General features: G+C 74.6%; 22 protein-coding genes and 1 tRNA gene. 8 read left to right on the top strand and 15 right to left on the bottom strand.

Going from position 1 to position 24,120, the window contains the following annotated elements; all coding sequences use genetic code 11:
- Positions 1-131 precede the first annotated feature (131 nt).
- Positions 132-2,876 (top strand): FtsX-like permease family protein, encoded by a 2,745-nt coding sequence (locus tag OHA99_RS24405; RefSeq protein ID WP_405697815.1) that lies wholly within the window; start codon positions 132-134, stop codon positions 2,874-2,876.
- Between the two features lie 52 nt (positions 2,877-2,928).
- Positions 2,929-3,888, top strand: a complete 960-nt coding sequence (locus OHA99_RS24400) for an ABC transporter ATP-binding protein (protein ID WP_405697813.1) — start codon at positions 2,929-2,931, stop codon at positions 3,886-3,888.
- A 44-nt stretch (positions 3,889-3,932) separates the two neighbouring features.
- On the opposite strand, the gene OHA99_RS24395 is transcribed toward OHA99_RS24400, so the two are convergent.
- Genes OHA99_RS24395 through ettA form a run of 3 tightly spaced genes read right to left on the bottom strand, consistent with a single transcriptional unit; the run spans position 3,933 to position 6,708 of the window.
- On the bottom strand, positions 3,933-4,634 hold the full coding sequence (locus OHA99_RS24395; RefSeq protein ID WP_405697811.1) for a hypothetical protein: 702 nt from the start codon (positions 4,632-4,634) through the stop codon (positions 3,933-3,935).
- Positions 4,631-5,041, bottom strand: coding sequence for a thioesterase family protein (locus OHA99_RS24390; protein ID WP_042826158.1), 411 nt, complete (start codon positions 5,039-5,041; stop codon positions 4,631-4,633). The genes OHA99_RS24395 and OHA99_RS24390 overlap by 4 nt, the downstream gene beginning before the upstream one ends.
- Before the next feature lie 2 nt (positions 5,042-5,043).
- Positions 5,044-6,708, bottom strand: coding sequence for an energy-dependent translational throttle protein EttA (gene ettA, locus OHA99_RS24385; RefSeq protein ID WP_153179813.1), 1,665 nt, complete (start codon positions 6,706-6,708; stop codon positions 5,044-5,046).
- A 193-nt stretch (positions 6,709-6,901) separates the two neighbouring features.
- Between ettA and OHA99_RS24380 the strand changes: the two genes are divergently transcribed.
- Positions 6,902-7,417: an HAD domain-containing protein gene (locus OHA99_RS24380; RefSeq protein ID WP_153179812.1), complete on the top strand. Its 516-nt coding sequence runs from the start codon at positions 6,902-6,904 to the stop codon at positions 7,415-7,417.
- Positions 7,418-7,488: 71 nt separating this feature from the next.
- On the opposite strand, the gene OHA99_RS24375 is transcribed toward OHA99_RS24380, so the two are convergent.
- From OHA99_RS24375 to OHA99_RS24355, 5 genes are all read right to left on the bottom strand, one after another.
- Positions 7,489-8,079, bottom strand: a complete 591-nt coding sequence (locus tag OHA99_RS24375) for a hypothetical protein (protein ID WP_405697808.1) — start codon at positions 8,077-8,079, stop codon at positions 7,489-7,491.
- A gap of 28 nt (positions 8,080-8,107) precedes the next feature.
- On the bottom strand, positions 8,108-9,517 hold the full coding sequence (locus OHA99_RS24370; protein WP_405697806.1) for a Cys-Gln thioester bond-forming surface protein: 1,410 nt from the start codon (positions 9,515-9,517) through the stop codon (positions 8,108-8,110).
- A gap of 262 nt (positions 9,518-9,779) precedes the next feature.
- On the bottom strand, positions 9,780-10,271 hold the full coding sequence (locus OHA99_RS24365; RefSeq protein ID WP_366472061.1) for a single-stranded DNA-binding protein: 492 nt from the start codon (positions 10,269-10,271) through the stop codon (positions 9,780-9,782).
- Between the two features lie 434 nt (positions 10,272-10,705).
- Positions 10,706-12,808, bottom strand: coding sequence for a GTPase (locus OHA99_RS24360; protein WP_405697804.1), 2,103 nt, complete (start codon positions 12,806-12,808; stop codon positions 10,706-10,708).
- Positions 12,809-12,812: 4 nt separating this feature from the next.
- On the bottom strand, positions 12,813-14,420 hold the full coding sequence (locus tag OHA99_RS24355; protein ID WP_153179808.1) for a dynamin family protein: 1,608 nt from the start codon (positions 14,418-14,420) through the stop codon (positions 12,813-12,815).
- Between the two features lie 329 nt (positions 14,421-14,749).
- On the opposite strand from OHA99_RS24355, the gene OHA99_RS24350 reads away from it, so the two are divergent.
- A tRNA-Arg gene (locus tag OHA99_RS24350) sits at positions 14,750-14,825 on the top strand.
- A 30-nt stretch (positions 14,826-14,855) separates the two neighbouring features.
- The gene (locus tag OHA99_RS24345; protein ID WP_282880857.1) at positions 14,856-15,827 is read left to right on the top strand and encodes a D-2-hydroxyacid dehydrogenase family protein; all 972 of its coding nucleotides are present in this window, start codon (positions 14,856-14,858) and stop codon (positions 15,825-15,827) included.
- An 8-nt stretch (positions 15,828-15,835) separates the two neighbouring features.
- Here the strand turns inward: OHA99_RS24345 and OHA99_RS24340 are convergent, their stop codons facing one another.
- The gene (locus tag OHA99_RS24340; RefSeq protein WP_164384696.1) at positions 15,836-16,471 is read right to left on the bottom strand and encodes a DUF2087 domain-containing protein; all 636 of its coding nucleotides are present in this window, start codon (positions 16,469-16,471) and stop codon (positions 15,836-15,838) included.
- A 189-nt stretch (positions 16,472-16,660) separates the two neighbouring features.
- Here OHA99_RS24340 and chpF point away from each other — a divergent pair, with 189 nt between their 5' ends.
- Positions 16,661-16,930 (top strand): chaplin ChpF, encoded by a 270-nt coding sequence (chpF, locus tag OHA99_RS24335; protein WP_366471829.1) that lies wholly within the window; start codon positions 16,661-16,663, stop codon positions 16,928-16,930.
- A gap of 62 nt (positions 16,931-16,992) precedes the next feature.
- Here chpF and OHA99_RS24330 read toward each other — a convergent pair whose 3' ends face one another.
- The 6 genes from OHA99_RS24330 to chpG all read right to left on the bottom strand — a co-directional run bounded on the left by OHA99_RS24330 (position 16,993) and on the right by chpG (position 21,025).
- Positions 16,993-17,859 (bottom strand): tyrosinase family protein, encoded by an 867-nt coding sequence (locus tag OHA99_RS24330; protein ID WP_153179805.1) that lies wholly within the window; start codon positions 17,857-17,859, stop codon positions 16,993-16,995.
- Complete coding sequence (locus OHA99_RS24325) at positions 17,843-18,490, bottom strand: tyrosinase family oxidase copper chaperone (protein ID WP_405697800.1); 648 nt, start codon at positions 18,488-18,490, stop codon at positions 17,843-17,845. Before OHA99_RS24325 ends, OHA99_RS24330 begins: the two co-directional genes overlap by 17 nt.
- 126 nt (positions 18,491-18,616) lie before the next feature.
- Positions 18,617-19,132, bottom strand: a complete 516-nt coding sequence (locus tag OHA99_RS24320; RefSeq protein WP_164384694.1) for a hypothetical protein — start codon at positions 19,130-19,132, stop codon at positions 18,617-18,619.
- A gap of 108 nt (positions 19,133-19,240) precedes the next feature.
- Positions 19,241-19,543 (bottom strand): hypothetical protein, encoded by a 303-nt coding sequence (locus OHA99_RS24315; protein WP_153179802.1) that lies wholly within the window; start codon positions 19,541-19,543, stop codon positions 19,241-19,243.
- Between the two features lie 218 nt (positions 19,544-19,761).
- On the bottom strand, positions 19,762-20,511 hold the full coding sequence (locus OHA99_RS24310) for a hypothetical protein (RefSeq protein WP_381548279.1): 750 nt from the start codon (positions 20,509-20,511) through the stop codon (positions 19,762-19,764).
- 274 nt (positions 20,512-20,785) lie between these two features.
- Positions 20,786-21,025, bottom strand: coding sequence for a chaplin ChpG (chpG, locus tag OHA99_RS24305; RefSeq protein WP_007449696.1), 240 nt, complete (start codon positions 21,023-21,025; stop codon positions 20,786-20,788).
- 299 nt (positions 21,026-21,324) lie between these two features.
- On the opposite strand from chpG, the gene OHA99_RS24300 reads away from it, so the two are divergent.
- Both OHA99_RS24300 and OHA99_RS24295 read left to right on the top strand, forming a co-directional pair.
- Positions 21,325-22,677 (top strand): glycosyltransferase, encoded by a 1,353-nt coding sequence (locus OHA99_RS24300; RefSeq protein WP_405697797.1) that lies wholly within the window; start codon positions 21,325-21,327, stop codon positions 22,675-22,677.
- Positions 22,674-24,116, top strand: coding sequence for an exopolysaccharide biosynthesis polyprenyl glycosylphosphotransferase (locus OHA99_RS24295; protein WP_366471826.1), 1,443 nt, complete (start codon positions 22,674-22,676; stop codon positions 24,114-24,116). The genes OHA99_RS24300 and OHA99_RS24295 overlap by 4 nt, the downstream gene beginning before the upstream one ends.
- The last annotated feature ends 4 nt before the right edge of the window (positions 24,117-24,120 follow it).

Here is a 24,120-nt window from a genome sequence, read left to right as displayed (position 1 = left end):
ACCACCCCCCGGGCCCGCACCCACCCACGGACCGCCCTCCCGGCAACCGCTCCCCACCCGGTCACACCCGCGCCCCCACCTCCCCCCACCCACACCACGGCCCCCCGCGCCGAACACGGAGGTACCGCCCGGTGAACCCCGTGACCGCCCCCTGGGTTCGTACCCGGCTGCGGGCCGCGCCCGGTGCCGCCGTCGCGCTGGCGGTGCTGGTGGCGTTGACCGCGTGCCTGGCCGCCGCGTTCCCCCGGGCGCTGGACCGGTACACGGACGCCGGTCTGCGCCAGGCCGTGGAGCGGGCCCCGGCCGACGTGACCGGCGTCCTGGTGTCCGCCGCTCCCGCCCCCGGGCTGGACGTCGCGGCCGCGGAGGACAGCCTCCGGCCCCGGCCCCTCGCCGACGGCTACCGCTCCGTGCTCGACGCCGTGGAAAGCCCGCTCGTCGTCGACGAGGAGCAGTCGTCCTACGGCGTCCGCGCCACCGACAGCGTGCCCTCGCCCGAGGAATGGCTGCCCCGGCCCGACGGGCTGCCCGCTCAGATGGTCCTCGCCGCACCGCAGGGGCTCGGCGACCACGCCCGGCTGCGCTCCGGCCGGCTGCCGCGGGTCGCCGGCGGGCGGGCCGGCGCCTCGACCACCGAGCTGGAGGCCGCGGTGACCGAGGAGACGGCCCGCACGCTGCACATGAGGGCGGGCTCGGTCGTCCGCCTGCCCGGACGCCGCGAGCTGACCGTCCGCGTCACCGGCATCGTCGCGCCCGAGCGGCCCGACGGCGCCTACTGGTCCGTCGACCCCGTCCTGCGCTCCCCCTCCCTGCGCCGCGCACCGGGGCCGCCCGGCGCCCCCGCGCCCACCTACTGGGTCGGCGGCCTGCTGCTCGCCCCCGAGGCGGCGCCCGCGCTCCTCGGCTCGGCCCCTGTGATCCGCTACTGGCACCTCGCGCCCGACCCGGACGCGCTGCACGGCCGCGACCTCGACGGGCTCGCCACGGCCGTGGCCGCCGTGGAGTCCGGGCCCGGCCTCCAGCGACTGCACGCGACGGTCAGCCCGCTGGCGGACGCCACGACCGGCCTCGACGACGTCCTCACCACGTACGGGCGGCTGCGCGGCGACATCGGCCCGCTGGTCGCCGTCGCCGCGTCGGGCGCGGGTACGGTCGCCGCCGTCGTCCTGCTGATGGCGGGCGGCCTGGCCGGTGACCGGCGCCGCGCCGAACTGGCCCTGCTGCGGGCCCGCGGCGCCTCCGTACGGGGCCTGGCGGGGCGGCTGCTGGCCGAGACGGCGGTCGTGGCGGTGCCCGCGGGAGCGCTCGGCCTCGGCGCGGCCCTGCTCGCGCTGCCCGGCGCCCGGCTGCTGCCCTCGCTGTGGGCGGCCGTCGCGGTCACCGCCGTGGCCTGCCTCGCGCTGCCGCTGCGGGCCGCCGCCGCGCACCACCGGGTACGCGTCCACGACGACCGGCGGGAAGCGGCCTCGCCCCGCGCCTCCCGGCGCCGTACGGTCGCCGAACTGACGGTCGTGGTCCTCGCCCTCGGCGCGGTCGAGGTCCTGCGCCGGCGCGGCGCGACGGACGGCGCCGGCGGCCTGGTGGCGATGGCACCGGTCCTGGTCGGGGTGATCGCCGCGCTGGTGCTGGTGCGCCTGTACCCGCTGCCGTTGCGCGGGCTGGCCCGCCCGGCCCGGCGGCTGCGCGGCGCGGTCGGTCCGCTCGCGCTGGCCCGGGCGGGCCGTACCTCCGCCTCCACCGTGCTGCCCCTCCTCGCGCTGCTGACCGCGTTCACCGTCGCGGCGTTCGGCGGTTCGGTCCTCGGCGGCGTGGCCGACGCCCTCGACCGGGCGGCGCTGCTCGCCGTGGGCGCCGACGCGCGGGTGGAGGCGGTCGAGGCGCTGCCCTCCGGCCTGCCCGCCCGGCTGCGGGAGGCGCCCGGGGTGCGTGAGGTCACCGAGGTGGGCGTCGACCACCTGGCCAAGACGCCCGACGACGGCCAGTCGCTCCCGCTCGCGGGCGTGGAACCCGGCGCCTACGCGGCCCTGGCCGGACGGACGGGCCTCGGCGCGTTCCCCGCGGGGCGGCTGACGCGGCCGGACGACGCCGGGGGCGGCCACGGGGGCGGCTCCGGGAACGCCGTACTGCCGGCGCTGGCCTCCCCGGCGGTCGCCGAACGGTTCGGCGACCGCACCTTCCGGCTGCGGCTGGCCGACGGCGGCGTCGCCACGCTGCGGATCGTGCTGGTGCGGGACCGCACCCCGGCCGTGTACGGCGACGACTTCCTCGTCGTGGACCGGGCCGGGCTGCCCGCCGGGGCCGCCCCGCCGAACGTGCTGCTGCTGACCGGCGACGACCTGGACGCGGGCGCGCTGCGCCGGGCGGCGGGCGACGCCGGCACCGTCCACCTGCGGTCCGAGGAGCGCGACGGCTACGTGGACTCGCCGCTTCAGTCCGGTGCGGAGCGCGTCTACACGGCCGCCGTGGCCGCCGGCGCCGGCTACGCCGCCCTGGCCCTGCTGCTGTCCCTGGCGAGCACCGCGCCCGAACGCGCCGCCCTCCTCGCCCGGCTGCGCACCATGGGCCTCACCCGCGCCCAGGGCCGCCGGCTGCTCGTCCTGGAGTCCCTCCCGCAGGCCCTGCCCGCCGCGCTGGGCGGCGTCCTGACCGGCTGGGCGGCCGTACGGCTCCTCTCCCCCGGCATCGACCTGACGACGATCGCGATGTCGACGACGGCCTCCCCGGTGGGCCGCGCGGAACTGCGCACCGACCCGTGGTCGCTGGCCGTCCCCGCGGTGGCGGTGCTGGTGCTGACGGTGGGGGTGGCGGCAGCACAGGCGTGGTGGTCGGGCCGGCGCGGGGCGGTGGCGGAGCTGCGGGCGGGTGACGCGAGATGAAGGCGCGACCGGAGACACGGCGTACCGCGGACACGGACCTGGAGGAGACCCGATGACGACCGACCCCACGCTCGCCGACCTCGCCGACCGTGCCACCGCGTCCCGTGACCGGCCCGCCTACGGACACGACGCGCTGATCACCTGCGACCGCCTGGTCCGGATCTTCAGCACGGACGGGGTGGAGGTGCAGGCCCTCCAGGGACTCGACCTGCTGGTCCGCGAGGGCGAGCTGATGGCGCTGGTCGGGGCCTCGGGCAGCGGCAAGTCCACGCTGATGAACATCCTGGCCGGCCTGGACACGCCGACCGCCGGGGCGGCCCGGGTGGCGGGGCGCGACCTGCTGGCGATGACGGCGAGGGACCGCCTGGCCTACCGCCGCGCGGTGGTCGGCTTCGTGTGGCAGCAGACGTCCCGGAACCTCATGCCCTACCTGACGGCCGCGCAGAACACGGCCCTGCCCATGCAGTTGGCCGGCACCGGCGGACGCCGGGCGGCGCGCACGGCACGCGCGCTGGAGCTGCTGGACCTGATGGGCGTCGCCGACTGCCGGGACCGGCGTCCGCGGCAGATGTCCGGAGGGCAGCAGCAGCGGGTCGCCATCACCGTGGCCCTCGCGGGCAACCCGTCCGTGCTGCTGGCGGACGAGCCGACGGGTGAGCTGGACTCGCACACCGCGGAACAGATCTTCGCCGCCTTCCGCACGGCGAACGAGGAGCTGGGCACCACGGTCGTCATCGTCACCCACGACCAGGCCGTGGCGGGCGAGGTCCGCCGCACGGTCGCCATCCGCGACGGCCGTACCTCCACGGAGGTGCTGCGGCGCAGCGAGGTGGACGCCGAGACCGGTCACGAGACGGTGGTGGCCCGCGAGTACGCCATGCTCGACCGCGCCGGCCGGCTCCAGCTGCCCGCCGACTACACCGCCGCCCTCGGCATGCGCGACCGCGTCGCCCTGGAACTGGAGAGCGACCACATCGCCGTACGCCCGGACGACAGCGAGCCGCACCACTGAGACCGGGGCCCGACGGGGGCCGGGGAGCCCCCTTCGAGATTGATTCAGCGCACGCTGATGCCCAGTGCCCCCGTGCCCGCGCGCCGCAGCGCGACGGACCCGAAGGGCGTGCGCAGCCGCAGCCACGCACCGGAGGAGAACAGCGTCGGCGCGCCCTCGGCCCCGCCCGCGCCGGAACCCGGCGCTCCGGACGTCCGCAGGAATCCGAGCGACTGGGCCGCGTGCACGGCCCGCACCGGCAGCCCGGTCTCGCCGACCGTCCGGGACCAGATGTCCCGCCCGATGCGGTCGAGTTCGGCCCGCGTACGGTCATCGGCGGCCAGTTCCTCGGTCCGCGCCCGGAACTCCGCCACCGCGGCGGCGACCAGGGCACGCAGGGCGTCCGGGGCGGGCAGCCCCGTCTCGGCCCGCCAGCCCCCGCGCGGGGGCAGCACCCCGGCCCACGGAGGCCCCGTCACCGCACCGGGCACGCCGGACGTCGCCGCCCGCTCGTCCACACTCTCCAGCAGTTCACCGGCGGACACGGTCGCGTCCAGCGTGACGTCGAGCCCGCTCTCGTACGGCTTGGCCAGCCGTACCGCGCGCACGGCCAGCACCTCGAAGGAGGGCGGCCGGCCGAAGACGGCGAGGGCCGTGCCGGCCGCCTGGAGGCGTACCGCGGCCGAACGGTCGTAGTGGAGCAGCCGGGAGAGGAAGGCCGCGAGATCCGCGGCCTCCCCCTCGTCGGCGAGATGGAGCACCGTCATGCGGCGACGGCCTCCTCCTTGGCGTCCGTGTACTCCTGGAGGAACTCCCGTTCCTCGGCGGTGATCCGCCGGGGCCGCTGCCGCTCGAAGTCGAACGGCACGATCACCGTGGAGGCCCGGACGTAGACGACGTCCTCGTCCTTGACCTCGTAGGTGAGCGTGAAGGAAGCGGCCCTGATCTCGGTGACCCACAGCTCGACGTCGACCGGGTGGTGCCGGTGGACGAGCTGCCGCTTGTAGTCGATCTCATGGCGTGCCACCACGGACCCCTGCTTGAAGTCCTTCTCCGGGCGGAACAGGAAGTCGATGCGTGCCTCCTCCAGGTAGCGGAGGAAGACCACGTTGTTGACGTGGCCGTACGCGTCCATGTCCGCCCAGCGCAGTGGGCAGCGGTAGATGTGCCGCAAGATCAGCCCCGGGTCAGCTTCTTGTAGGTGGCGCGGTGCGGACGGGCGGCGTCGGCGCCGAGCCGCTCGACCTTGTTCTTCTCGTACGAGTCGAAGTTGCCCTCGAACCAGAACCACTTGGAGTCACCCTCGTAGGCGAGGATGTGGGTGGCGACGCGGTCCAGGAACCACCGGTCGTGGGAGACGACCACGGCGCACCCGGGGAACTCGAGCAGCGCGTTCTCGAGGCTGGAGAGCGTCTCCACGTCGAGGTCGTTGGTCGGCTCGTCGAGGAGGAGCAGGTTGCCGCCCTGCTTGAGGGTGAGCGCCAGGTTCAGCCGGTTGCGCTCACCGCCGGAGAGGACCCCGGCCGGCTTCTGCTGGTCCGGTCCCTTGAACCCGAAGGCGGAGACGTACGCCCGCGAGGGCATCTCGACCTGGCCGACGTTGATGTAGTCCATCTCGTCGGAAACGACCGCCCAGAGCGTCTTCTTCGGGTCGATGTTCTCGCGGCTCTGGTCGACGTAGGAGATCTTGACGGTCTCGCCGACCTTGATGGAACCGGAGTCCGGCTCCTCGAAGCCCTGGATCATCTTGAAGAGGGTGGTCTTTCCGGCACCGTTGGGGCCGATGACACCGACGATGCCGTTGCGCGGCAGGGTGAAGCTGAGGTCGTCGATGAGGACCTTGTCGCCGAAGCCCTTGGTCAGGTTGTTGACCTCGACGACGACGCTGCCCAGGCGCGGACCCGGCGGGATCTGGATCTCCTCGAAGTCCAGCTTCCGCATCTTGTCGGCCTCGGCCGCCATCTCCTCGTACCGCGCGAGACGCGCCTTGGACTTGGCCTGCCGCCCCTTGGCGTTGGACCGCACCCACTCCAGCTCGTCCTTGAGCCGCTTCGCGCGCTTGGCGTCCTTCTGGCCCTCGACCTTGAGGCGGGTCTGCTTGGTCTCCAGGTACTTGGAGTAGTTGCCCTCGTAGCCGTGCAGGCGGCCGCGGTCGACCTCGCAGATCCACCCGGCGACGTTGTCCAGGAAGTACCGGTCGTGGGTGACGGCCACGACGGTGCCCTCGTACTTGGCGAGGTGTTGCTCCAGCCAGTTCACCGACTCGGCGTCGAGGTGGTTGGTGGGCTCGTCGAGCAGCAGCAGGTCGGGGGCCTCGAGCAGCAGCTTGCACAGCGCCACCCGACGCTTCTCACCACCGGAGAGGTTCACGACGGGCCAGTCGCCGGGCGGGCACCCCAGCGCGTCCATGGCCTGCTCGAGCTGGGCGTCGAGGTCCCAGGCGTTGGCGTGGTCCAGCTCCTCCTGGAGCTTGCCCATCTCCTCGAGCAGCGCGTCCGAGTAGTCGGTCGCCATCTGCTCGGCGATCTCGTTGAACCGGTCGAGCTTGCCCTTGACCTCGGCGACACCCTCCTGGACGTTCTCCAGGACGGTCTTCTCCTCGTTCAGCGGGGGCTCCTGGAGCAGGATGCCCACGGTGTAGCCCGGGGACAGGAACGCGTCCCCGTTCGAGGGCTGCTCGAGCCCCGCCATGATCTTCAGAACGGTCGACTTACCGGCCCCGTTCGGACCGACCACACCGATCTTCGCGCCGGGCAGGAAGCTCAGGGTGACGTCATCAAGGATCACCTTGTCGCCGTGCGCCTTGCGCGCCTTGCGCATGGTGTAAATGTACTCAGCCAAGAGAAACCGTCCGGCAGCTTGATCAGGCAGGTGGGCAGATACACCCCATCTTGCCGCACGGCCGGCCCTGGGCGGAAACGCGTTCCCTGCGGGGCTCCTGACCTGGCCTTTCCCGGACGGCGTCTGAGGGCCACCCAGGGACGGTCAAGCCCTCGGGTGCCGCTCCCCCACCGGGCCGGGCTACGGTGCGGCCGTGACCAGCGCACCGGAGCGCCCTCTCCTCTTCCTCGACGTCGACGGCCCGCTGATCCCGTTCGGGTCTTCGGCCGGTGAGAAGGAAGCCACCGCCGCCTCCCCGACGACCGCCGACCGGGGGAACCCGTTGCTGGCCCGACTCGACCCCGGGACCGGAGCGCGCCTCGGCGCTCTGAACTGCCGGCTCGTCTGGGCGACGACCTGGATGGAAGAGGCGAACGAAGTCGTCGCCCCGCGCATCGGCCTGCCGAGGCTGCCGGTGCTGGAGTGGCCGGACGCCGACGCGGGAGGAACCCCGCGGGGTCTCCACTGGAAGACTCGCCCCATGGTCGAGTGGGCCGCAGGCCGGCCCTTCCTCTGGGTCGACGACGAGATCGGCGCCATGGACCGCCACTGGGTCGACGCCGCCCACCCTGGGCCCTCACTGCTGCACCAGGTCGACCCGGCCAAGGGCCTCCAGGACGCCGACTTCCACGCTCTCGCCGGATGGCTCGATGCCCTGCCACCGGGATAGCCGATCGCTGCTGAGCCGGGCACACCTCCAGTCGGCGTGCTCTTCGCGGCCACCATGGCGCCGGGCGGTGTTCAGCGGTGGGACGCGTCGGGGGGTGCGGCGAGCAGGTGTTTGCGGTGGGCTCTGCGGCGGACGGCGGTGACCAGGGTGATGACGACAGCCGTGGTGATGCCCAGGACGGCCAGGAGGACGGCCGGTATCAGGTCGACCGCGAAGGAGATGAGGCCTTCGGAGTCGCCGAGGGCATAGCGGGAGAGGGCGCGGGAGGAGCAGGTGAGCGTGTAGTCGCCCGCTCGCGTTACGTCGGTGGTGCCGACCGGGGTCCAGGTCTCGTCGTAGGTGGCGAAGAGGTCGGCCCCCGGGTCGGTGAGACGCGGGGCGCCCGGGCCGGCGATGTCGCACTCCGGGCCGGGTGAGATGCCCGGGTACTTGGCCCAGATCGTCTGCTCGTTCTCCGGGTCGAGCCGCAGGGTGACGGTGTCGCCGTTGGCGAACTGGTGGTCCGTGTCCACGGCGTCGAGCAGGTTGTTGAACCGGTACGCGCCGATGACAACGCCCAGCACCGTCAGGACGACGGCGATCGCGGCCGCGGTCAGGTACCAGTGGCGGCCGGGACGGAGTTCCCTCGCCGTCGGTGTCCGCGGTGGCGGGTGGGGCTGCATCAGGCCACTCCGTCGCGGGGGCGCGTCGTCACTGCTCGTTCCGCCGGCGGACGAGCAGCAGGACCGCGCCGCCGATCACGACCAGGCCGATGGCGGCCCCGCCGATCAGGGTCGTCGCGTCGGAGCTGCCGGTTTCGGCGAGGTTGGGGTTCGGGTTGGGGGACGGGGTGACGACCGGGGCGGGGGCCGGTTCGCTGAGGGGGTGGGTGGCGTCGGCGAGGGCGGCGCTCTGCGTGCGGCAGTCGAGGACGCCGCTGAAGCGCTGTTCGAAGCCGGCCGGGCCCCGGATGGTGAAGTCGTAGGGGCGGTCCTCCGGCAGCGGGACCGGCACCGTCCGGGTCTCGCCCGGCGCGATGGTGTGCTCCGTGTCCAGGATTTCGAAGGTGAAGGGCTCGTCGCCCTTGTTGAGCGCCGTGATGTCCAGGGTGCCCTCGGCGCAGTTCTCCCGCGCCGACAGGGCGGGTATCGCGCCGCCGGCGGCCCAGGTGGCGGTCGCCGTCGCCGCGACCGTCGACTCGCTGGAGCCGGCCAGGATCTGGGTCTGGCTGCGACTGTCGGAGGCGAAGGCACGGCCGACCGGCACGGTCGTCGAGGCCTGGACGGACAGCTGGGCGGTGCCGGCCTCCGCGTCCTCGGGCACGTCGAAGAAGACCTGGCTGCCGTCGGTGACCTTGGTGACGGGCCGGCCCTTCTTGTCGACGATCCGGACCGCGTCCTTGCCGGCGGCCCCCACCGGGGGTGTCACCGTCGCACCGTCGGAGTTGGTGTGGACCGTCACCGGGCCGAGCCGCTCACCGGGGTGGCCCGAGACGGCCGGCGGGTCCAGGGCGAGGGACGCCGCGGGCTCGGCGAGGCCCCGGGCGTTCTTCTCCAGGTAGTCGGCGAGCCGCTCGGCCTGCGGGTCGACGGCCTCGACGTCCGTGTCGTCCGAGTAGCGCCAGATGGCGACCTGGGTGCCGGCCGCCGCCTCGTCCTCGGTGAGCCCGCGGACGCCCGCCTTCTTCGCGAGCGCGGCGAGGTCGTTGACCTGCGGGTAGCTGTTCTGAAGGATCCAGCGGACGCGGCCGGCGTCCTTGTTGGTGCCGAGCGAGGTGCTGCTCCAGGGAGTCTCCTGGTACTTGGCGTCCTTCTGCGTCGGGGTCTGGATGTCGACGCAGTACGTCTGCAGCGTGCCGCCGCCCTCGACGGACATCTCGAACAGACCGGCCTGCACCTGCTGGTCGCCGTCCTCCCCGTGGATGACCGCGGTGCCGTGGGTCTTGAGGCCGCCTATGGTGGCCGTCGCCCCGCCCCGGCCCCGCGCCGCGTCGTCCTGGGCGGCGGCCGGAGCCGCACCGGTCACCACACCGGCGACGGCGAGCGCGGACGCCAGCGCACCGGCGGCGAGACGCACCGCCCCTCGACCGGGCAGTGACGGCACAGCGAGCGAAGAAAACACCAAATTCTCCTTCGAGCAGGACCCGTTGGCGTGGGGGAACGGTCCCACCAGCAGAATCAGCAGCCACACAAGGCTCGTTCGGCATCCTAAGGACGTGACGGTCCGGGGCTGCCGGTGATCGTCGCCCGAGCGGTGATCCGAATCGGAATCGTTATCGCCAAGAGGGTCTTTGAGCAGGGCTTATCGACAAATCCACCTGGGTTCGCTCCGGGCGCATGGGTCGATAAGCCGTGCTTCGGGCGGTTCCGGCAGGGGGTCGGTGTCACGCCACCGCAACGGGCTCCGGTCGCTGTTCGCGAGCCGGTCCCGCCGCTTCGCCCGCCGGTTCACCGGCCGGCTCCGCCGCCGCGGTCTCCCAGTTGGGTTCCGGCTGGGGTGGCGAGGTCGACGCCTCCGTCCTGCCGGTGCGCCGGAACGCCGCGGTGCCGCGGGCGAGGTCGTGGCCGATCGCCACCGCGTCGATGTCGGTGGAGGTCCGGCTCTGTCCCTCGCGCACGTCGGTGCGCACCTTCAGCCTGCCCTGCACGACGACGGGGTCGCCCACCGCCAGTGACGCCGAGGCGTTGGTGGCGAGCTGCCGGTTGGCCCACACCGTGAAGAAGTTGGTGTGGCCGTCCGTCCAGGCGCTCTTCTCCCGGTCCCAGTAGCGCGCGGTGACCGCGAGCCGGAAGCGGGCCGACGGCCCGTTCGCCAGGTCCCGGAAGACCGGCTGGGTGGCCACGTTGCCCACGGCGCAGATCATCGTCTCGTTCATCGCGAGTCCTCCCTCCCGTACGGGCACCTCCCGTACGGCTGCCGGGGCGACCGCGTTGCTCGCGATCGCCGCGAAGGCCAGACTGCCCGCGACCGGGCCGGTCCGCCGGGGGCTGTGGACCGCCCGGTGGCTGTGGAGAACTCCGTCACCCGTACGGGTGGCCGGCGGCACGCGAAGGTCCCCGGCCCGCATCCCGGCGGCCTCGCCCCGACCGTCCCGCATTCCCGGCGGCCTCGCCGCTACCCGCCCGCATTCCCGGCGGCCTCGCCGCGACCCGCCCCCGAAGGCCCGCCGCCGTGTCCCCTGCGGCACCACGGCCCCCCGCGAAGGCCCGCTGCCGCGCCCCCTACCTCCTCGCGGCGAACCCGCCAAGACCCACCGCCACGCCTCCAGCCCCGACGCGGCCGCGCCGCGAAGACCCACCGCCCCGCCCCCTACCTCGTCGCGGCCCCCACCCCCGTCACCCGCGCGTACTGCTCCCGCACCTCGCGGTACCGCAGCAGTTCCGCCGCCAGCGGGTCCAGGACCCGGGCCCGGCCGCACCCCGCGGCCGCCTCCCGCAGCAGCCGTTCCGCCTCGTGGCCGTAGCGTCTGGCGGGGCCGCGGGCCGCCAGGCGGCAGCTCCACTCGATGAGCGGGCCGCCGACGATGCCGGCCAGCATCAGCAGCACCGGGACGCCCAGGTTCGGCGGTACGAAGCCGATGATCTGGCCGAGCAGCCACAGACCGCCCACCACCTGGAGCAGGGTCATGGCCGCCTGGGCGAGCACGGCCACCGGCCACCACCCGGGCCGCGGCGGACGGCCCGGCGGCAGCCCCGTGCGCACCGCCAGTTCGTCGAGGGCCTCGGGCAGTCCCTGGGCACCGCGGACGGCCGCCTCGCGCATCGCCTGCGCCCACGGGGCGGGCAGTCCGACCGACGCCCGGTCCGAGACCGTACGCACCGCGTGCTCGACGCGCTGGCGGGCCGTGGCCTCCTCGTCGGCCTGGGCGCGCGACGGCAGCCGTCCCGTGACGGGGTCGCGCCGGTCGTGGTACCAGCGCCACAGCCGCAGCCAGGGCGTCCCGCACGCGCGGTTGGCGTGGCGCAGCCAGGCCCGTTCGGCCGCCTCGCCCGCCGCGGTGGCGCCGACGGCGTCGGCCAGCCGGTCGGCGAACTCGTCCCGCGCCTCCTCGCTGAGCCCGGTGCGCTGTCCCGTGACGTACACGGGACGCAGGTGCCGGGCGGCGGCATCCACGTCGGCCGCGATACGGCGGGCCGGGGCCTGCCGTTCGGCGACGAACTGACCGAGAGTCTCGCGCAGTTCACCGATGCCCTCCCCGGTGAGCGCGGACAGGGCGAGCACGGTCGCGCCGGGTTCGCCGTACTCGCCCAGCGCGATGCCGTCCTCGTCCAGCAGGCGCCGCAGGTCGTCGAGGACCTGCTCGGCGGCCTCGCCGGGCAGCCGGTCGACCTGGTTGAGGACGACGAAGGTGACCTCGGCGTGGCCCGCCATCGGCCGCAGATAGCGCTCGTGGATCAGCGCGTCGGCGTACTTCTCCGGGTCGACGACCCAGACGACGGCGTCGACCAGCGCCAGGATGCGGTCCACCTGCTCACGGTGCTGCACGGCCGCCGAGTCGTGGTCGGGCAGGTCGATCAGGACCAGCCCGCGCAGCGGCGACTCGGAGTCCGGGTGCTGGAGCGGACGGCGGCGCAGCCGGCCGGGGATGCCGAGCCGGTCGAGGAGGCTGGCCGCGCCGTCGCTCCAACTGCACGCGATGGGCGCGGCGGTGGTCGGCCTGCGGACGCCGGTCTCGGAGATCGTCACCCCGGCGAGGGTGTTGAAGAGCTGCGACTTGCCGCTGCCGGTCGCGCCCGCGATGGCGACGACGGTGTGCTGCCCGGAGAGCCTGCGCCGCGCGGAGGCCTCGTCCAGGACCCGGCCGGCCTCGGCCAGGGTGCCGCTGTCGAGCCGGGTCCGGGAGAGCCCCACCAGTTCGCGCAGCGCGTCGAGGCGTGACCTGAGGTTCCCGTCGTAGGCCAGCGGCATCAGGGCGGCCGAGGAGGCGGGGGGCCTGCTGGGCAGGACGGCGTACGGCTCGGCCCCGCCGTTCTCGTCCACCCGCCGCGCGATCAGCCCGTCGCCCCAGGCGCCCTCCCCGTCACCGGAGTCGGCCGCAACGGCGGACGGACCGGCGCACGCACCGGCGGACGGACCGGCGGACGGACCGGCGGACGAGCCCTCGCCGCGTTCCCCACGGCCGCCCTCGCGGTCACCGCGGCGGGACGACGCCTCCACGTCCTTCACGCGGACGTCCTTCACGCGCGCGTGGGGTTCGTCCTCACGAGCGGCGCCGGCGCCGGCGCCGGACCCGGCTGCGCCCTTCCCGGCAGCAGGCTCCGGACGGCCCCGGCCCGCACGCTGCGCCGCCTCCTCCTCCGCCCCGTGCCCGGTGTGATCCGTGTCCCTCAAGTCATCCGTGTGATCGGTGTGATCGGTGTGCTCCGTGTGATCGGTGTGCTCGGTGGGGTCCTGGTCAGTGACGGCGGTCACCGGTTCACCTCTCCTTCTGCAGTACGGACAGCGCGGCGATCAGCTCCGCCTGTGGCTCGGGGTGCACCTCCAGGCCGTCGAGCGGAGCCAGCCTGCGCTCGCGTTCGGCGTGCATGACCCGGTCGACGTGTTCGTCGAGCAGCCGGCCGCCCCGGTCGCGCAGGCGCAGCGCGCCGTGGGCGCCGATCCGTTCGGCGAGCCGCTCCCCGGCGGCACGCGCGCGCCGGCCGCCCAGCAGCACGGTGGCGACCAGGCCGGCCACCACCCCGGGGTCCGGCGCGAGGTTCCGGTCCAGCTCGCGCACCTCCTCCTCGGCGTACTCCTCCAGCTCGCGCCGCCACCGCCGTACGGCCATCCCGATGCGGTGCTCGGCGCTGTCCGGCGCGGGGGCGTGGGCGGCGAGTTCGGGGGCGTCCGCCGCCGGTTCCCGGCGCCAGGCCTCGTCGACGTGTTCGTCGGCGGCCGTGACGGCGCACAGCAGCAGGGCGCTCAGGCTCTCCACCAGCGAGTCGAGGAGCTCTTCCGGGGAGCAGTCGAGGGGGAAGGCCCGCCAGCGCTTGAGCGCGTCCCCGGCGAGTACGGCGCCCGCCCGCAACCGCCCCCGCACGCGCGCGTGCTCGCCGTCGTAGGCGCCGTCGACGGCGGTGGTGAGCCGCAGCGCGGCGGCGTACTGCGCGGCGGTGGCGCCGGCCAGCTCGGGCATCCGCGACTTCAGCGAGTCCAGGATGCCGTGCGCCGTACGGGCCATGGCGTGGTGCCGGGCCTCGAGTTCCTGGGCGCGGTGGACGAGCCAGGTCCGCAGCGGTGCCACGGCGCTGGCCGGCAGCAGCCCGCCGCCCCAGGCCGACTCGGGCAGTTCGGGGACGGTGAAGCGGGGGACTTCGCCGAGCCCGGCCTTGGTGAGCAGCGCCCCGTACTGCCGCGAGACCTCGGCGACCACCTGGTGGGGCACCCGGTCGAGCACGGTGACCAGGGTCGCGTCGTACTCCTTGGCCGTGCGCAGCAGGTGCCAGGGCACCGCGTCGGCGTACCGGGCGGCCGTGGTGACCATCACCCAGATGTCGGCGGCGCAGATCAGTTCGGCCGCCAGGACGCGGTTGTCGGCGACGAGGGAGTCGATGTCGGGCGCGTCCAGGAGGGCGATGCCGGGCGGCAGGGTGTCGGCGGTCTCGACCCGCAGCACGCGCGCGGGGTTCTCGCCGGGCAGCAGCAGGTCGTCGTCCGGGTCCCGGTGGGGCACCCACACGCGCGTGAGGTCGGGCAGCACCCGCATGCCGCTGAACCAGTGGTGGTCCTCCGGGTGGCAGACCAGGACCGGCGTGCGGGTCGTGGGACGCAGCACGCCCGCCTCGCTGACCCGGCGCCCCACGAGGGAGTTCACCAGGGTCGACTTGCCCGCGCCGGTGGATCCGCCCACGACGGCCAGCAACGGCGCTTCGGGCTCTTTGAGGCGGGGCACCAAGTAGTCGTCGAGCTGTGCGAGCAGTTCGTCGCGGTTGGCACGCGCGCGTGGCGCCCCCGCCAGGGGCAGCGGGAAGCGTGCGGCCGCGACACGGTCGCGCAGGGCGGAGAGTGCGTCGAGCAGCTGAGGCCGTACGTCCAAGGTCACCACATGGGAAGAATGCCCAATTTTGAGGGAATTCTGAAGCATATGAGCATGATGAGCATGTCCGCGCGCCGACCGGACACTCCGGACGGAAGGGACTACCGGGACACGAGGACAGTCCAGGCATAACGAGTGGACAACACCCGATGCGCGAGACGCCAAAAGCGATGCACGATTCGTAACTGCCTGCGATTATCAGGACCGCTTCACCGAACCTCCACATCGAGCCACGGAGGGGAAGCATCAGGGACATGGAGCCGGGAGCCCTATCCTTGTCCCCGGCGACGTCACGGACCGGCCATGCCCGGACCCCACGACCGAGGCCACCACACCTGGCCCCCGTAGCTCAGTGGATAGAGCAGGCGCCTTCTAAGCGCTTGGCCGCAGGTTCGAGTCCTGCCGGGGGCGCCATGGCTCGTTTGGCGGGAGGGACCGGACGACGTGCGACTGCGCTGCGCGGTGCTCGACGACTTCCAGCAGGTGGCGACCGAGATCGCCGACTGGTCCCCGCTCGCGGGCGAGGTGGACGTCGTCTCCTACGACACCCACTTCCCGGACGAGGACGCGCTCGCCGCGGCGCTCGCCGACGTCGACATCGTGGTCACCCTGCGCGAACGCGTGCCCTTCCCCGGCTCGCTGATCGCCCGGCTGCCCCGGCTGAAACTGATCGTCGCCTCCGGCATGCGCAACAGCGTGATCGACTACGCCGCCGCCGAGGCGCACGGCGTCACCGTCTGCGGCACGGCCTCCTCCTCCACCCCGCCCGTGGAGCTGACCTGGGCCCTGCTGCTCGGCCTGGCCCGCGGCATCGTCCAGGAGGGCAACGGGCTGCGCGAGGGCGGCCCCTGGCAGCGGACGGTGGGCGCCGACCTGCACGGCCGCCGGCTCGGACTGCTGGGCCTGGGGAAGATCGGCGGACGGGTGGCACAGGTCGGCCTGGCCTTCGGCATGCGGGTGAGCGCCTGGAGCCAGAACCTCACCCGGGAGCGCACCGACGAGGTCGGCGTCGAGCTGGCCCGCTCCAAGGAAGAGCTCCTGAGCACCGCCGACTTCGTCTCCGTCCACCTGGCGCTGGGCGAGCGCACCCGCGGCCTGCTCGGCCCCGCCGAACTGGCCCTGCTCAAGCCGACCACCTACCTGGTCAACACCTCGCGCGCGGCGATCGTCGACCAGGAGGCGCTGCTCGCCGCGCTGCACGAGGGCCGTATCGCCGGCGCGGGCGTGGACGTCTTCGACACGGAGCCGCTGCCCGCCGGCCACCCGATGCGCACCGCCCCGCGCCTGCTCGCCACACCCCATCTGGGCTACGTGTCGCGCGCCAACTACGCCACGTACTACGGCCAGGCCGTCGAGGCGATCGGCGCCTACCTCGCGGGCTCCCCCGTACGGCGGCTGCCCGTGTCCCCCGCGTAGGGGCCGTTTCAGGCGGTGCCCGTCCGGGCCGGGTCGGCCGGGCGGGAGTAGACGCCGTCGCTCCGGCGCAGGTGACCGAGGTCCACCAGGTGGCGCCGGAGCGTCACATGGTCGACCTCGCCGTCCTCGCACCAGGCACGCAGCTTCTCGTCGACGGTGCGCTCCGGGTACTCCGTGCCGGGCGCGAAGGTCTGCTCGGCGATGTGCCGCAGCACCACCTTCTTGCGCGTCCAGCGCGCGGGCAGCCGGACCAGCCGGCCGTCCCGGACGAAGGTCCGCACCACGATGCCCGCCGGGCCGTCGTCACCCTCCACGGCGGAGGACCCGGCCGCCGACGGCGCCGGACGGGCGGCGCGGGCCAGCTCCCGGAACCGGTCGTGGGCGACGACGAGTTCACCGTCGTCGCCGGACGTGACCACGCCCTGGTCGCGCAGCCGGCGCAGCGCACCGGCCGTGTCCTTCGTGGAGAGGCCGGCCGCCCGGGCCACCCGCGCGGCGTCGCCCGCGCCCAGCGCCACGGCCGCGAAGGCCCGCACCCGGCTCTCCTCGGAGAAGAGGGCGGGCAGCGCGGCGAGCGCGGAGGACGGGGTCGGCCCGGACGGCTCGGGAGCCCCGGCGGACGCGTCGGATCGGTCATTCGGCATGCCCGGAGGCTAGTGGACACACCGGCGCGCACGGGAACGGTTTTCCACGGCCCGCCTCCGCACCGGCCCGAGCGTCCAAAAAGGGTGATCCGCACATTCCCCCCGTGACCGGCTGCGACCGGGTGCGTTGAACCGGCAGTGCGGCGGCGCGTCCTGCCGCCGCGCTCCCCGAGTCAGAAGGAGAACGTGATGTCTCGCATCGCGAAGGCCGCCGGTGTCGCCCTCGGCGCCGGTGCCGTGGTGCTCAGCGGCACCGGCATGGCCATGGCGGACGCGGGCGCGGAGGGCGCGGCCATCGGCTCGCCCGGTGTCCTGTCCGGCAACGTCGTCCAGGTTCCGGTGCACGTGCCGGTCAACGTCTGCGGCAACACCATCGACGTGATCGGCCTGCTGAACCCGGCCTTCGGCAACGCCTGCGAAAACGGCGACGACGAGAAGAGCGGCGGCTACGGCGGCTGAGTCGCCAGGCACCCGAGGAGCCCCGGCCTTCCCGGCCGGGGCTCCTGCCGTGAGGGCACCGCCTAGGCGTACCGGTAGATCCGGCCGACGTCCTCCAGCTCGTCCGGCGTCACGTCCCACGGCGGCAGCTTCTCGTGCCGTGCGACGATCCGCCCGCGCTGCGCGCTGCCCCGGCCGGGCGGCTCGGCGGGCAGGTAGCGGGCACCGCGGTGGCGGGCCTGCCAGCGGGACCACTGGAGGTCGATGAAGGCGTGGTGCAGCCAGAACACCGGGTCGTTGACGGAGGCGCCGCCGACCATGGCCCCGCCGACCCAGCGGTGCACGCGGTTGTGGTTGCGCCAGGAGACGCTGCCGCGGCCGGTGCCCCACCCCTCCAGCTTGTTGCGGAACCCCTTGCGGACCGTGGAGTCGTACGGGGAGGTGTCGTACTTCGGGTCGTCCAGCGCCCATTCCAGGTCGCTCTTGGAGGGCAGGTCGAGGGGGTTGCCGGCGCGTCCGAGGTCCCGGGTGAGGTATTCGGTGTCGGTGACGTTCTCCCTGATGGTCCAGTTGCCCTCGGCATGGGCGAAGGGGCCGGTGGTGACCCGGTGGTCGGACCGCCGTCCGGTGCCGCCCAGCAGGTCGGCGGTCCAGGGCGTCGACTTGGCGCCGCGGTCCTTCGTCCAGTCCCAGTACGGCACGGTGACCGACGAGTCGACCCGGCGCAGCGCCTCCTCCAGGTCCAGCAGGAACCGGCGGTGCCAGGGCAGGAAGGACGGCGCCATGTGCGCCGTACGCAGGCCGTCCTCGCCGTCGGACACGTAGTACTCGATGTGGGTGCGCACGAACTCGTCGTACTCCCCGCGTCGTTTGATCTCCAGCAGCGCGTTGACGAACCGTCGCTTCTCGCTCCGGGTCAGTGTGCTGACGTCCTTACGCGTGTACGCCATGCCGCCCCCCGGGGTGCTGGTCGTGGCCGGTGGACGGGGTGTCGCGCAGGTGCTCGCCGGGGCCGAGTTCGTCGACGGCGCCGCGGGCCGCGGCGAGCGGGGTGGGGTACGACCGGTAGTGGTCGATCATGCTCAGCCAGCTGCCGTCGGCCCGGCGCATCAGGTGCAGCGGGCGGCCGTCCACGGTGACGTGCCAGGTCCCGGCGCCCACGGCCCGTCCCGCGGCGGAGCGGATGCCCCGGATGCGCCGGCCGCGGTAGGTCTCGTCGAAGGCGGTGCTGTCGGCGGTCAGGGGGGCGGACCCGGCGGCGTGCGGCCCGGGGTGTGCGGGTCCCGCCGCGTCCCCGGCGCCGGCGCCGGCCTCCGTGGCCCGGGCGGGCCGGGAGGCGGCGACCAGGGGCGCCAGGCCGACGGCGAGCGCCGGGGCGAGCAGCCCCCGCATCACCTGCCGCCGGGTGCCGGACGCCGGGCCGGGGTTCACCTGCCCGGGGTTCACCTGCCCGGGGTTCACCGGTCCGGGGGCCGCCTGCCCGGGCTTCGCCGGTCCGCCTCGCTCCGCGCCCTCCCCTTGCGCCGCGCGCCGCCGCTCCCCCTCCGTGCCGTTCGTTCTGGTGCCCGCGTTGACGGCCATGGCCCACTCCTCGTCCGGTTGCGTTGGTCCGCACCGCTAACCGCGGGGCGGGCCTCGCGGTCACCGCCGCAGGGCCAGTCGGAGCACGGCCGCTCCACCGGGCGAGGCCCCTTCGGGCCGGAACGCCTACAGCCCCGGTCCCACACCCAAGTCGGCCACCGGCGCCGTCCGGACCACGGGGGCGAGCACGCCGGCCTCGGGGAGCTTGGGCGCCGGCAGGCCCAGGGCGTCGGGGTTCGGCGCGGTGAGCGGCGCGTCCAGGGACAGGCCCGGCGCCAGGGTCCGCAGTTCGGCGGCGGGCGCGTCGACACCCGCGTGGTCGAAGTCGTCGCCGAGGACGTGCGGGACCGGCTGGCGCAGGTCGACGCCGGGCAGCCCGCCGCGCACCGGCAGCTGCGGCAGCGTGCGTTCCGGCAGCAGCCGGCCCTCCACGTACCGCGGGCCCTCCGGCGCCCCCGCCGTCGGCACGGGCAGCTCGCCGGCCACCTCGGGCAGTTCCATGCCGAGGGCCGTCTCCGCGCCGTCCAGCGGCACCGGTACGGGAATCGCGCGGGCCGCGACGGCGGGGGTGGCGGTCGCGCCCACGGCGGCGGCCACACCGGTGACGACGGCGGCCAGGGTTCGTCTGGTGGTCGGCTTCATGACAGGCACGGTCCCTTTCGAGAAGGCGGGAGTACGGCTTCGGGAAGGCGGGAGAGGGAGGGGGAGGGAGGAGGGAGGAGGGAGGAGCGCGGCGGGGAGCGGGGTGGCTCAGCCGCCCAGCGGGAGGCCGCCCAGCAGGCCCCCGGCGGAGTTCAGTTCGGTCGTCGCGCCCTTCACTCCGTGCAGCACGGAGTCCTTGTTCTCGGTGTCCAGCGCGTCGGACCGCGCGTCCGACTGGTGCTTGATCGGCATGATGTCGATGGGCTCCGCGGTCAGCGCGTTCACGGCGCCGTTGAGGCTGGTGGGCGTGAGAGCGGCGGTGTCGGCGGCGTCGTAGGCGAACGCGGGCACGGCGGAGCCTGCGGCGACCAGGGAACCGGCGACGACGGCGGCGGCCTTGAGGGACTTCATCGTGTTCCTTTCCTCGGCGACCCGTGTCACCGGTGGGATTGCTGACGCCCTCCCTAACGACCTGCGCCGGACCCGGAAACTCCGCCGTCCGGAAGACACCGGAAGACATATGAGATCTCCGGAGACGGGACCCGACGCACGGGATCCGACACGGGAAAGGGCCGTCGCGCCTCCGGGGAGGGAGGTGCGACGGCCCGGAGGGCCCGGGAGGGGCGGCGTCAGGAGGGGTCGGCCGGCAGCGGGTTCGCGGGCGCGGCGGCTTCCGGCGTGGTCGCCTCGGGGGTCGTGGCCTCGGGCGCGGTGGGAACGCCGGGCAGGCCGGCCAGGTCCGCGGCGGGCAGCCCGTTGCCCACCAGCGTGGCGGCGACGACGTTGACGATGCCGGTCATCACGTCCTTGACGGCCGGGCTCACCTGTTCGGCGGTACCGGAGGTGGTGGCCTTGACCAGGGCGTCGATCTGCTTCTGCAGCGCGGCCTCCGCGGCCGCGGACAGGTCGGAGGCGGCCGCGGTGCCGTCGTCGCTCTGCGCCGTGACGGGCGCCGGCAGTGTGACCGGGGTGTCGGTCCCGGCCTCCGGCGCGGTCACGGCCGGCGGCTCGGCCGGGGTGGTCGTGCCGGGGGTGGTCGCCGTGTCGTCGGCGTCCGTGTCCGCGGCGTCCGCCTTGGCGAGGGCGTCCTCGACGGCGGCGGAGAGCTTGTCCGCGTCCGTGGCGGAGAGTTGGCCGTTGTCGGCCTTGAGGACGGCGGTGAGCATGTCGGTGACCGGCGTGAGCACCCCGCCCAGGTCGGCCAGGCCGGCGACCTGGCTCTGCAGTTCGTCGGCGTCGGGGAGGGGGGCGTGGGACGCCGCGTGGGTGCGCTCCCGGACCGGGTCGCCGTCGGCCGCCATCACCGCCGGACCGGAGAGGCCGATCAGCAGGCCGGCACAGAGGGTGGAGGTGGCGATTCGCCGTGCGGGCAGACGCATGGGGGTTCCTTTCGGTGGTGCGTCGGATGTTGTGCCCACCGTGGAAGTGCCCTTGGCGCTCTGCAACCGAGCGGTGACCCGGCCGGTCCGCCCGCTCTCCCCGCGTGCGGCGTCTTACCTGCTGAGACGCCCTGTCAAGGTCCGTGCGCCGTGTCCCGGCCCGGTCCCCCCATTCGGGGCAGCACACCGCCGTCCGCGCGGCAACGCGAACCGGCCGCCCGCTCGCGGAGGAACCGCGGTGCGGACGGCCGGTGCGGGGAGTTGCCAGCCGACGTCAGTCGTTCTCGCACTCGTTGCCGAACGCCGGGTTCAGCAGACCGATGACGTCGATGGTGTTACCGCAGACGTTGACCGGGATGTGGACCGGGACCTGCACCACGTTGCCGGACAGGACGCCCGGGGAGTGGGCGGCGGCGGCCTGCGCGCCGCTGTCGGCGGCGGCGACACCGGCGGTGCCCGCCACCGCGGCGGCGGCGACGGAGGTCAGGGCCAGGCCCTTCGCGATACGCGACATGGAGAAGTGCTCCTTGGGGTTGTACACACATCCGGGCGGCTGCCCGGCGCAGTGTCAACGCGTGGCGCGCGTCCGAGTTGTGCCGCCAAAGGGGTGATCTCGCGAAAGGCCGGCATTCACAAATCCAACACACTTACCCGGTTTCGCCGTATTAGTACGGATAGCAGCTAGAGTCCCACACCATTCGACGCACCCGTTTCGACCGTTTCGACGCACCCGTATGCCGCGTCGCGGCCGGCGCCCGCGGCCGGGCGCGTACCCGCCCGTACCGAGCATTCCCCGTGAGCGAGGAAACGCGCATGCACCTGCCACCGACCGGCTTACGGCCACGGGTTCTGCACCTCACCCAACCGGTGGACGGCGGGGTCGCCCGGGTGGTGACGGACCTGACGCGCGCTCAGCTCGCCGCCGGGCTGCGCGTCGCCGTCGCCTGTCCCGACGGGAGCCTCGCCGACCGGCTGCGTTCCCTGGGCGCCGATGTGCGGAACTGGCCCGCGACGCGTTCGCCGGGCCCGGCGCTGGTGCCGGAGGTGCGGCGGCTCGTCCACGTGCTCGAGGACGTACGGCCCGACCTGGTGCACGCGCACAGCGCGAAGGCCGGCCTCGCGGGGCGGCTCGCCGTACGGGGCCGCATCCCGACCGTGTTCCAGCCGCACGCCTGGTCGTTCGAGGCGGTCGGCGGTGCCGCCGGGCTCCTCGCGCTCGGCTGGGAGCGGTGGGCGGCACGGTGGGCGGCGCGGACGGTGTGCGTGAGCGAGGCGGAACGGCTGCGGGGTGTGCGGGCGGGGCTGCGCGGGCCCTGGTCCGTGGTCCCGAACGGCATCGACCTCACCCGCTTCGACACCGACGCGTCCGGGGAAGCCCCCGAGGACCCGGCCGAGCCGGGCGACCCCGGTGACCCCAGCGGCGTACGGCTGCGGCACGGCATCGGTCCGGACGAGCCGTTGGCGGTCTGCGTGGGGCGCCTGTGCCGACAGAAGGGGCAGGACCTCCTCCTGGCCGCGTGGGAAACGGTGCGGGTCCGGGTGCCCGGCGCCCGGCTGGTGCTCGTCGGCGACGGCCCTGACCGCGCCCGGCTGGCCGCGCGGGCCCCGGCCTCCGTGGTCTTCGCGGGAGCCGTCGCCGACGCCACCGCCTGGTACCGGGCCGCCGACCTGGTCGTCCTGCCGTCGCGCTGGGAGGGCATGGCGCTGGCCCCGCTGGAGGCGATGGCGTGCGGCCGGCCCGTGGTGGTGACCGACGTGGACGGTGCCCGCGAGGGCCTGCCGCCCGCTCTCGTACCGCACTGCCTGGTACCGCCCGCGGATCCGGCGGCCCTCGCCGACGCCGTCGCCGCGCTGCTGCTCGACGCGCCGCTGCGCGCGTCGCTCGGCCGCCGGGGGCGCGCGCACGTCCGGTCCGCGCACGACGTACGGCGCACGGCCGCGGCGGTAGCGGCCCTGTACGACGGCCTCCTCTACGACGGCCTCCCGACCGACGTGGCACCCGCCGCCGGCGCACGCCCCACCGTCGGCGCACGCCCCACCGTCGGCGTGCGGTCCGCGGCCCCGGCGCACCCCGGCGTCGCCGTCGACGGCACCGGCAGGAGCGCCGGCCCGCCCGCCGCTGCGCGCCCCCTCCCCATCGAGTGCAGGGAGTCCACCCACCCGTGACCGCGGAAAGCACCGTTCCCTCCCCCGCCGGCCAGTCGCGCGACCTCGGCTCCTCCCCCGTCGCGGTGCTGCCGCGGCGCGACGGCACCGGGAGCCACCGGCTGCCCGCCGGGCCTTCCGCACCGCGGCCGGGCTCGCCGTTGCCGTTGCTCGTCGCGGACGGCACGGCGGCCCTGCCGGGCTCGCTGGTCCTCACCGGTGTCCCGCACCGGCCGCTGCTCGCGGCGCTGCTGGTGGCCGCCTCGCTGCTGCTGCGCCCCCGCCCACGCCCGGAACGGCGGCCGTCCGGCGCGCTGGACGAGCTGCCCGCCCTGTGCGGCCGGATCGCGGTGGTGTGGCTGGTGCTGGCGGCGCTCGTCGCGGCGTACGCCCCGGCGCACGCGCTCCCCGCGCACACCCTGGCCGCGGGTTTCCTGCTGCACGCCGTGACGAGCTGCGCCGGCCGGGCCGCCGTGCACCACCGGCACCGTACGTCGCTGCTGAACCGCCCCCGCGCCGCCCTCGTCGTCGGGCCCGCCGCGACCGCGCAGCGCGTGGCCTCGGCGCTGCTGCGCCACCCGCGCTGCGGGATGCGCCCCGTCGGGATCGTCACCGACGGCCCGGGCGGCACCGCGGGTCTGCCCGTGCTGTCCACGGGCGAGGAGGTGCGGCGGGCGGTCGTGCAGAACGGCGTCCGGGACGTCCTGGCCGTGGACCCGTCCCCGCGGCCCCGGCAGGCGGCGTTGCTGCGGGCGCTGGCCGAGTCGGGCTGCACCGTGTGGGAGCTCGACGCCGAGACCGCCGACCCGGCCCCCCGGTACGCGGCCGGGGGCCGGATCGCCGCCTTCCGCTGCCGGCGTCTGGAACCGGCGCCCCGACGGCCGGGCGGCGCGGGCAAGCGGGTGCTGGACGTGCTGGTGTCCGGCGTGCTGTTGCTGCTGCTGAGCCCCCTGCTGCTGGCCTGCGCGGCGGTGCTGAGGGTGGTGGGCGGTCCCGGGGTGCTGTTCCGGCAGGAGCGCGTCGGGCAGGGCGGCAGGCCGTTCACGCTGCTGAAGTTCCGCACGCACCGCCCGGCCGACGAGCACGAGGCGGCGACCCGGTGGAGCGTGGCGGACGAGCACCGGATGCCGTGGTTCTGCCGCTTCCTGCGCCGCACCTCGCTGGACGAGCTGCTCCAGCTGTGGAACGTCTTCCGGGGCGACATGAGCCTGGTCGGCCCGCGTCCCGAACGCCCGTACTTCGTGGCCCGGTTCAGCCAGGCCTACCCGGGTTACGCCGCCCGCCACCGGATGCCGGCCGGGATCACGGGCCTCGCCCAGATCAACGGGCTGCGCGGCGACACCTCCATCGAGGACCGGGCCCGTTTCGACAACGCGTACATCGACGACTGGTCGCTGTGGCGCGACGTGTGCATCCTGCTGCGCACGGCCGCCGCGCTCGTGCGGCCCACGGGGAGCTGACCCG

The sequence above is a fragment of the Streptomyces coelicoflavus genome (assembly GCF_045041415.1).
GTDB classification, from domain to species: Bacteria; Actinomycetota; Actinomycetes; order Streptomycetales; family Streptomycetaceae; genus Streptomyces; species Streptomyces coelicoflavus.
Note: the sequence above shows the minus strand (reverse complement) of the source record. Positions and strands in the feature narration are given on the sequence as shown.

Coding starts and splice junctions, on each gene's coding strand:
- OHA99_RS24400 (WP_405697813.1), top strand. CDS start 2,929: ATGACGACCGACCCCACGCTCGCCGACCTCGCCGACCGTGCCACCGCG.
- OHA99_RS24395 (WP_405697811.1), bottom strand. CDS start 4,634: ATGACGGTGCTCCATCTCGCCGACGAGGGGGAGGCCGCGGATCTCGCG.
- OHA99_RS24375 (WP_405697808.1), bottom strand. CDS start 8,079: ATGCAGCCCCACCCGCCACCGCGGACACCGACGGCGAGGGAACTCCGT.
- OHA99_RS24365 (WP_366472061.1), bottom strand. CDS start 10,271: ATGAACGAGACGATGATCTGCGCCGTGGGCAACGTGGCCACCCAGCCG.
- OHA99_RS24340 (WP_164384696.1), bottom strand. CDS start 16,471: ATGCCGAATGACCGATCCGACGCGTCCGCCGGGGCTCCCGAGCCGTCC.
- chpF (WP_366471829.1), top strand. CDS start 16,661: ATGTCTCGCATCGCGAAGGCCGCCGGTGTCGCCCTCGGCGCCGGTGCC.
- OHA99_RS24330 (WP_153179805.1), bottom strand. CDS start 17,859: ATGGCGTACACGCGTAAGGACGTCAGCACACTGACCCGGAGCGAGAAG.
- OHA99_RS24325 (WP_405697800.1), bottom strand. CDS start 18,490: ATGGCCGTCAACGCGGGCACCAGAACGAACGGCACGGAGGGGGAGCGG.
- OHA99_RS24320 (WP_164384694.1), bottom strand. CDS start 19,132: ATGAAGCCGACCACCAGACGAACCCTGGCCGCCGTCGTCACCGGTGTG.
- OHA99_RS24315 (WP_153179802.1), bottom strand. CDS start 19,543: ATGAAGTCCCTCAAGGCCGCCGCCGTCGTCGCCGGTTCCCTGGTCGCC.
- OHA99_RS24310 (WP_381548279.1), bottom strand. CDS start 20,511: ATGCGTCTGCCCGCACGGCGAATCGCCACCTCCACCCTCTGTGCCGGC.
- chpG (WP_007449696.1), bottom strand. CDS start 21,025: ATGTCGCGTATCGCGAAGGGCCTGGCCCTGACCTCCGTCGCCGCCGCC.
- OHA99_RS24300 (WP_405697797.1), top strand. CDS start 21,325: ATGCACCTGCCACCGACCGGCTTACGGCCACGGGTTCTGCACCTCACC.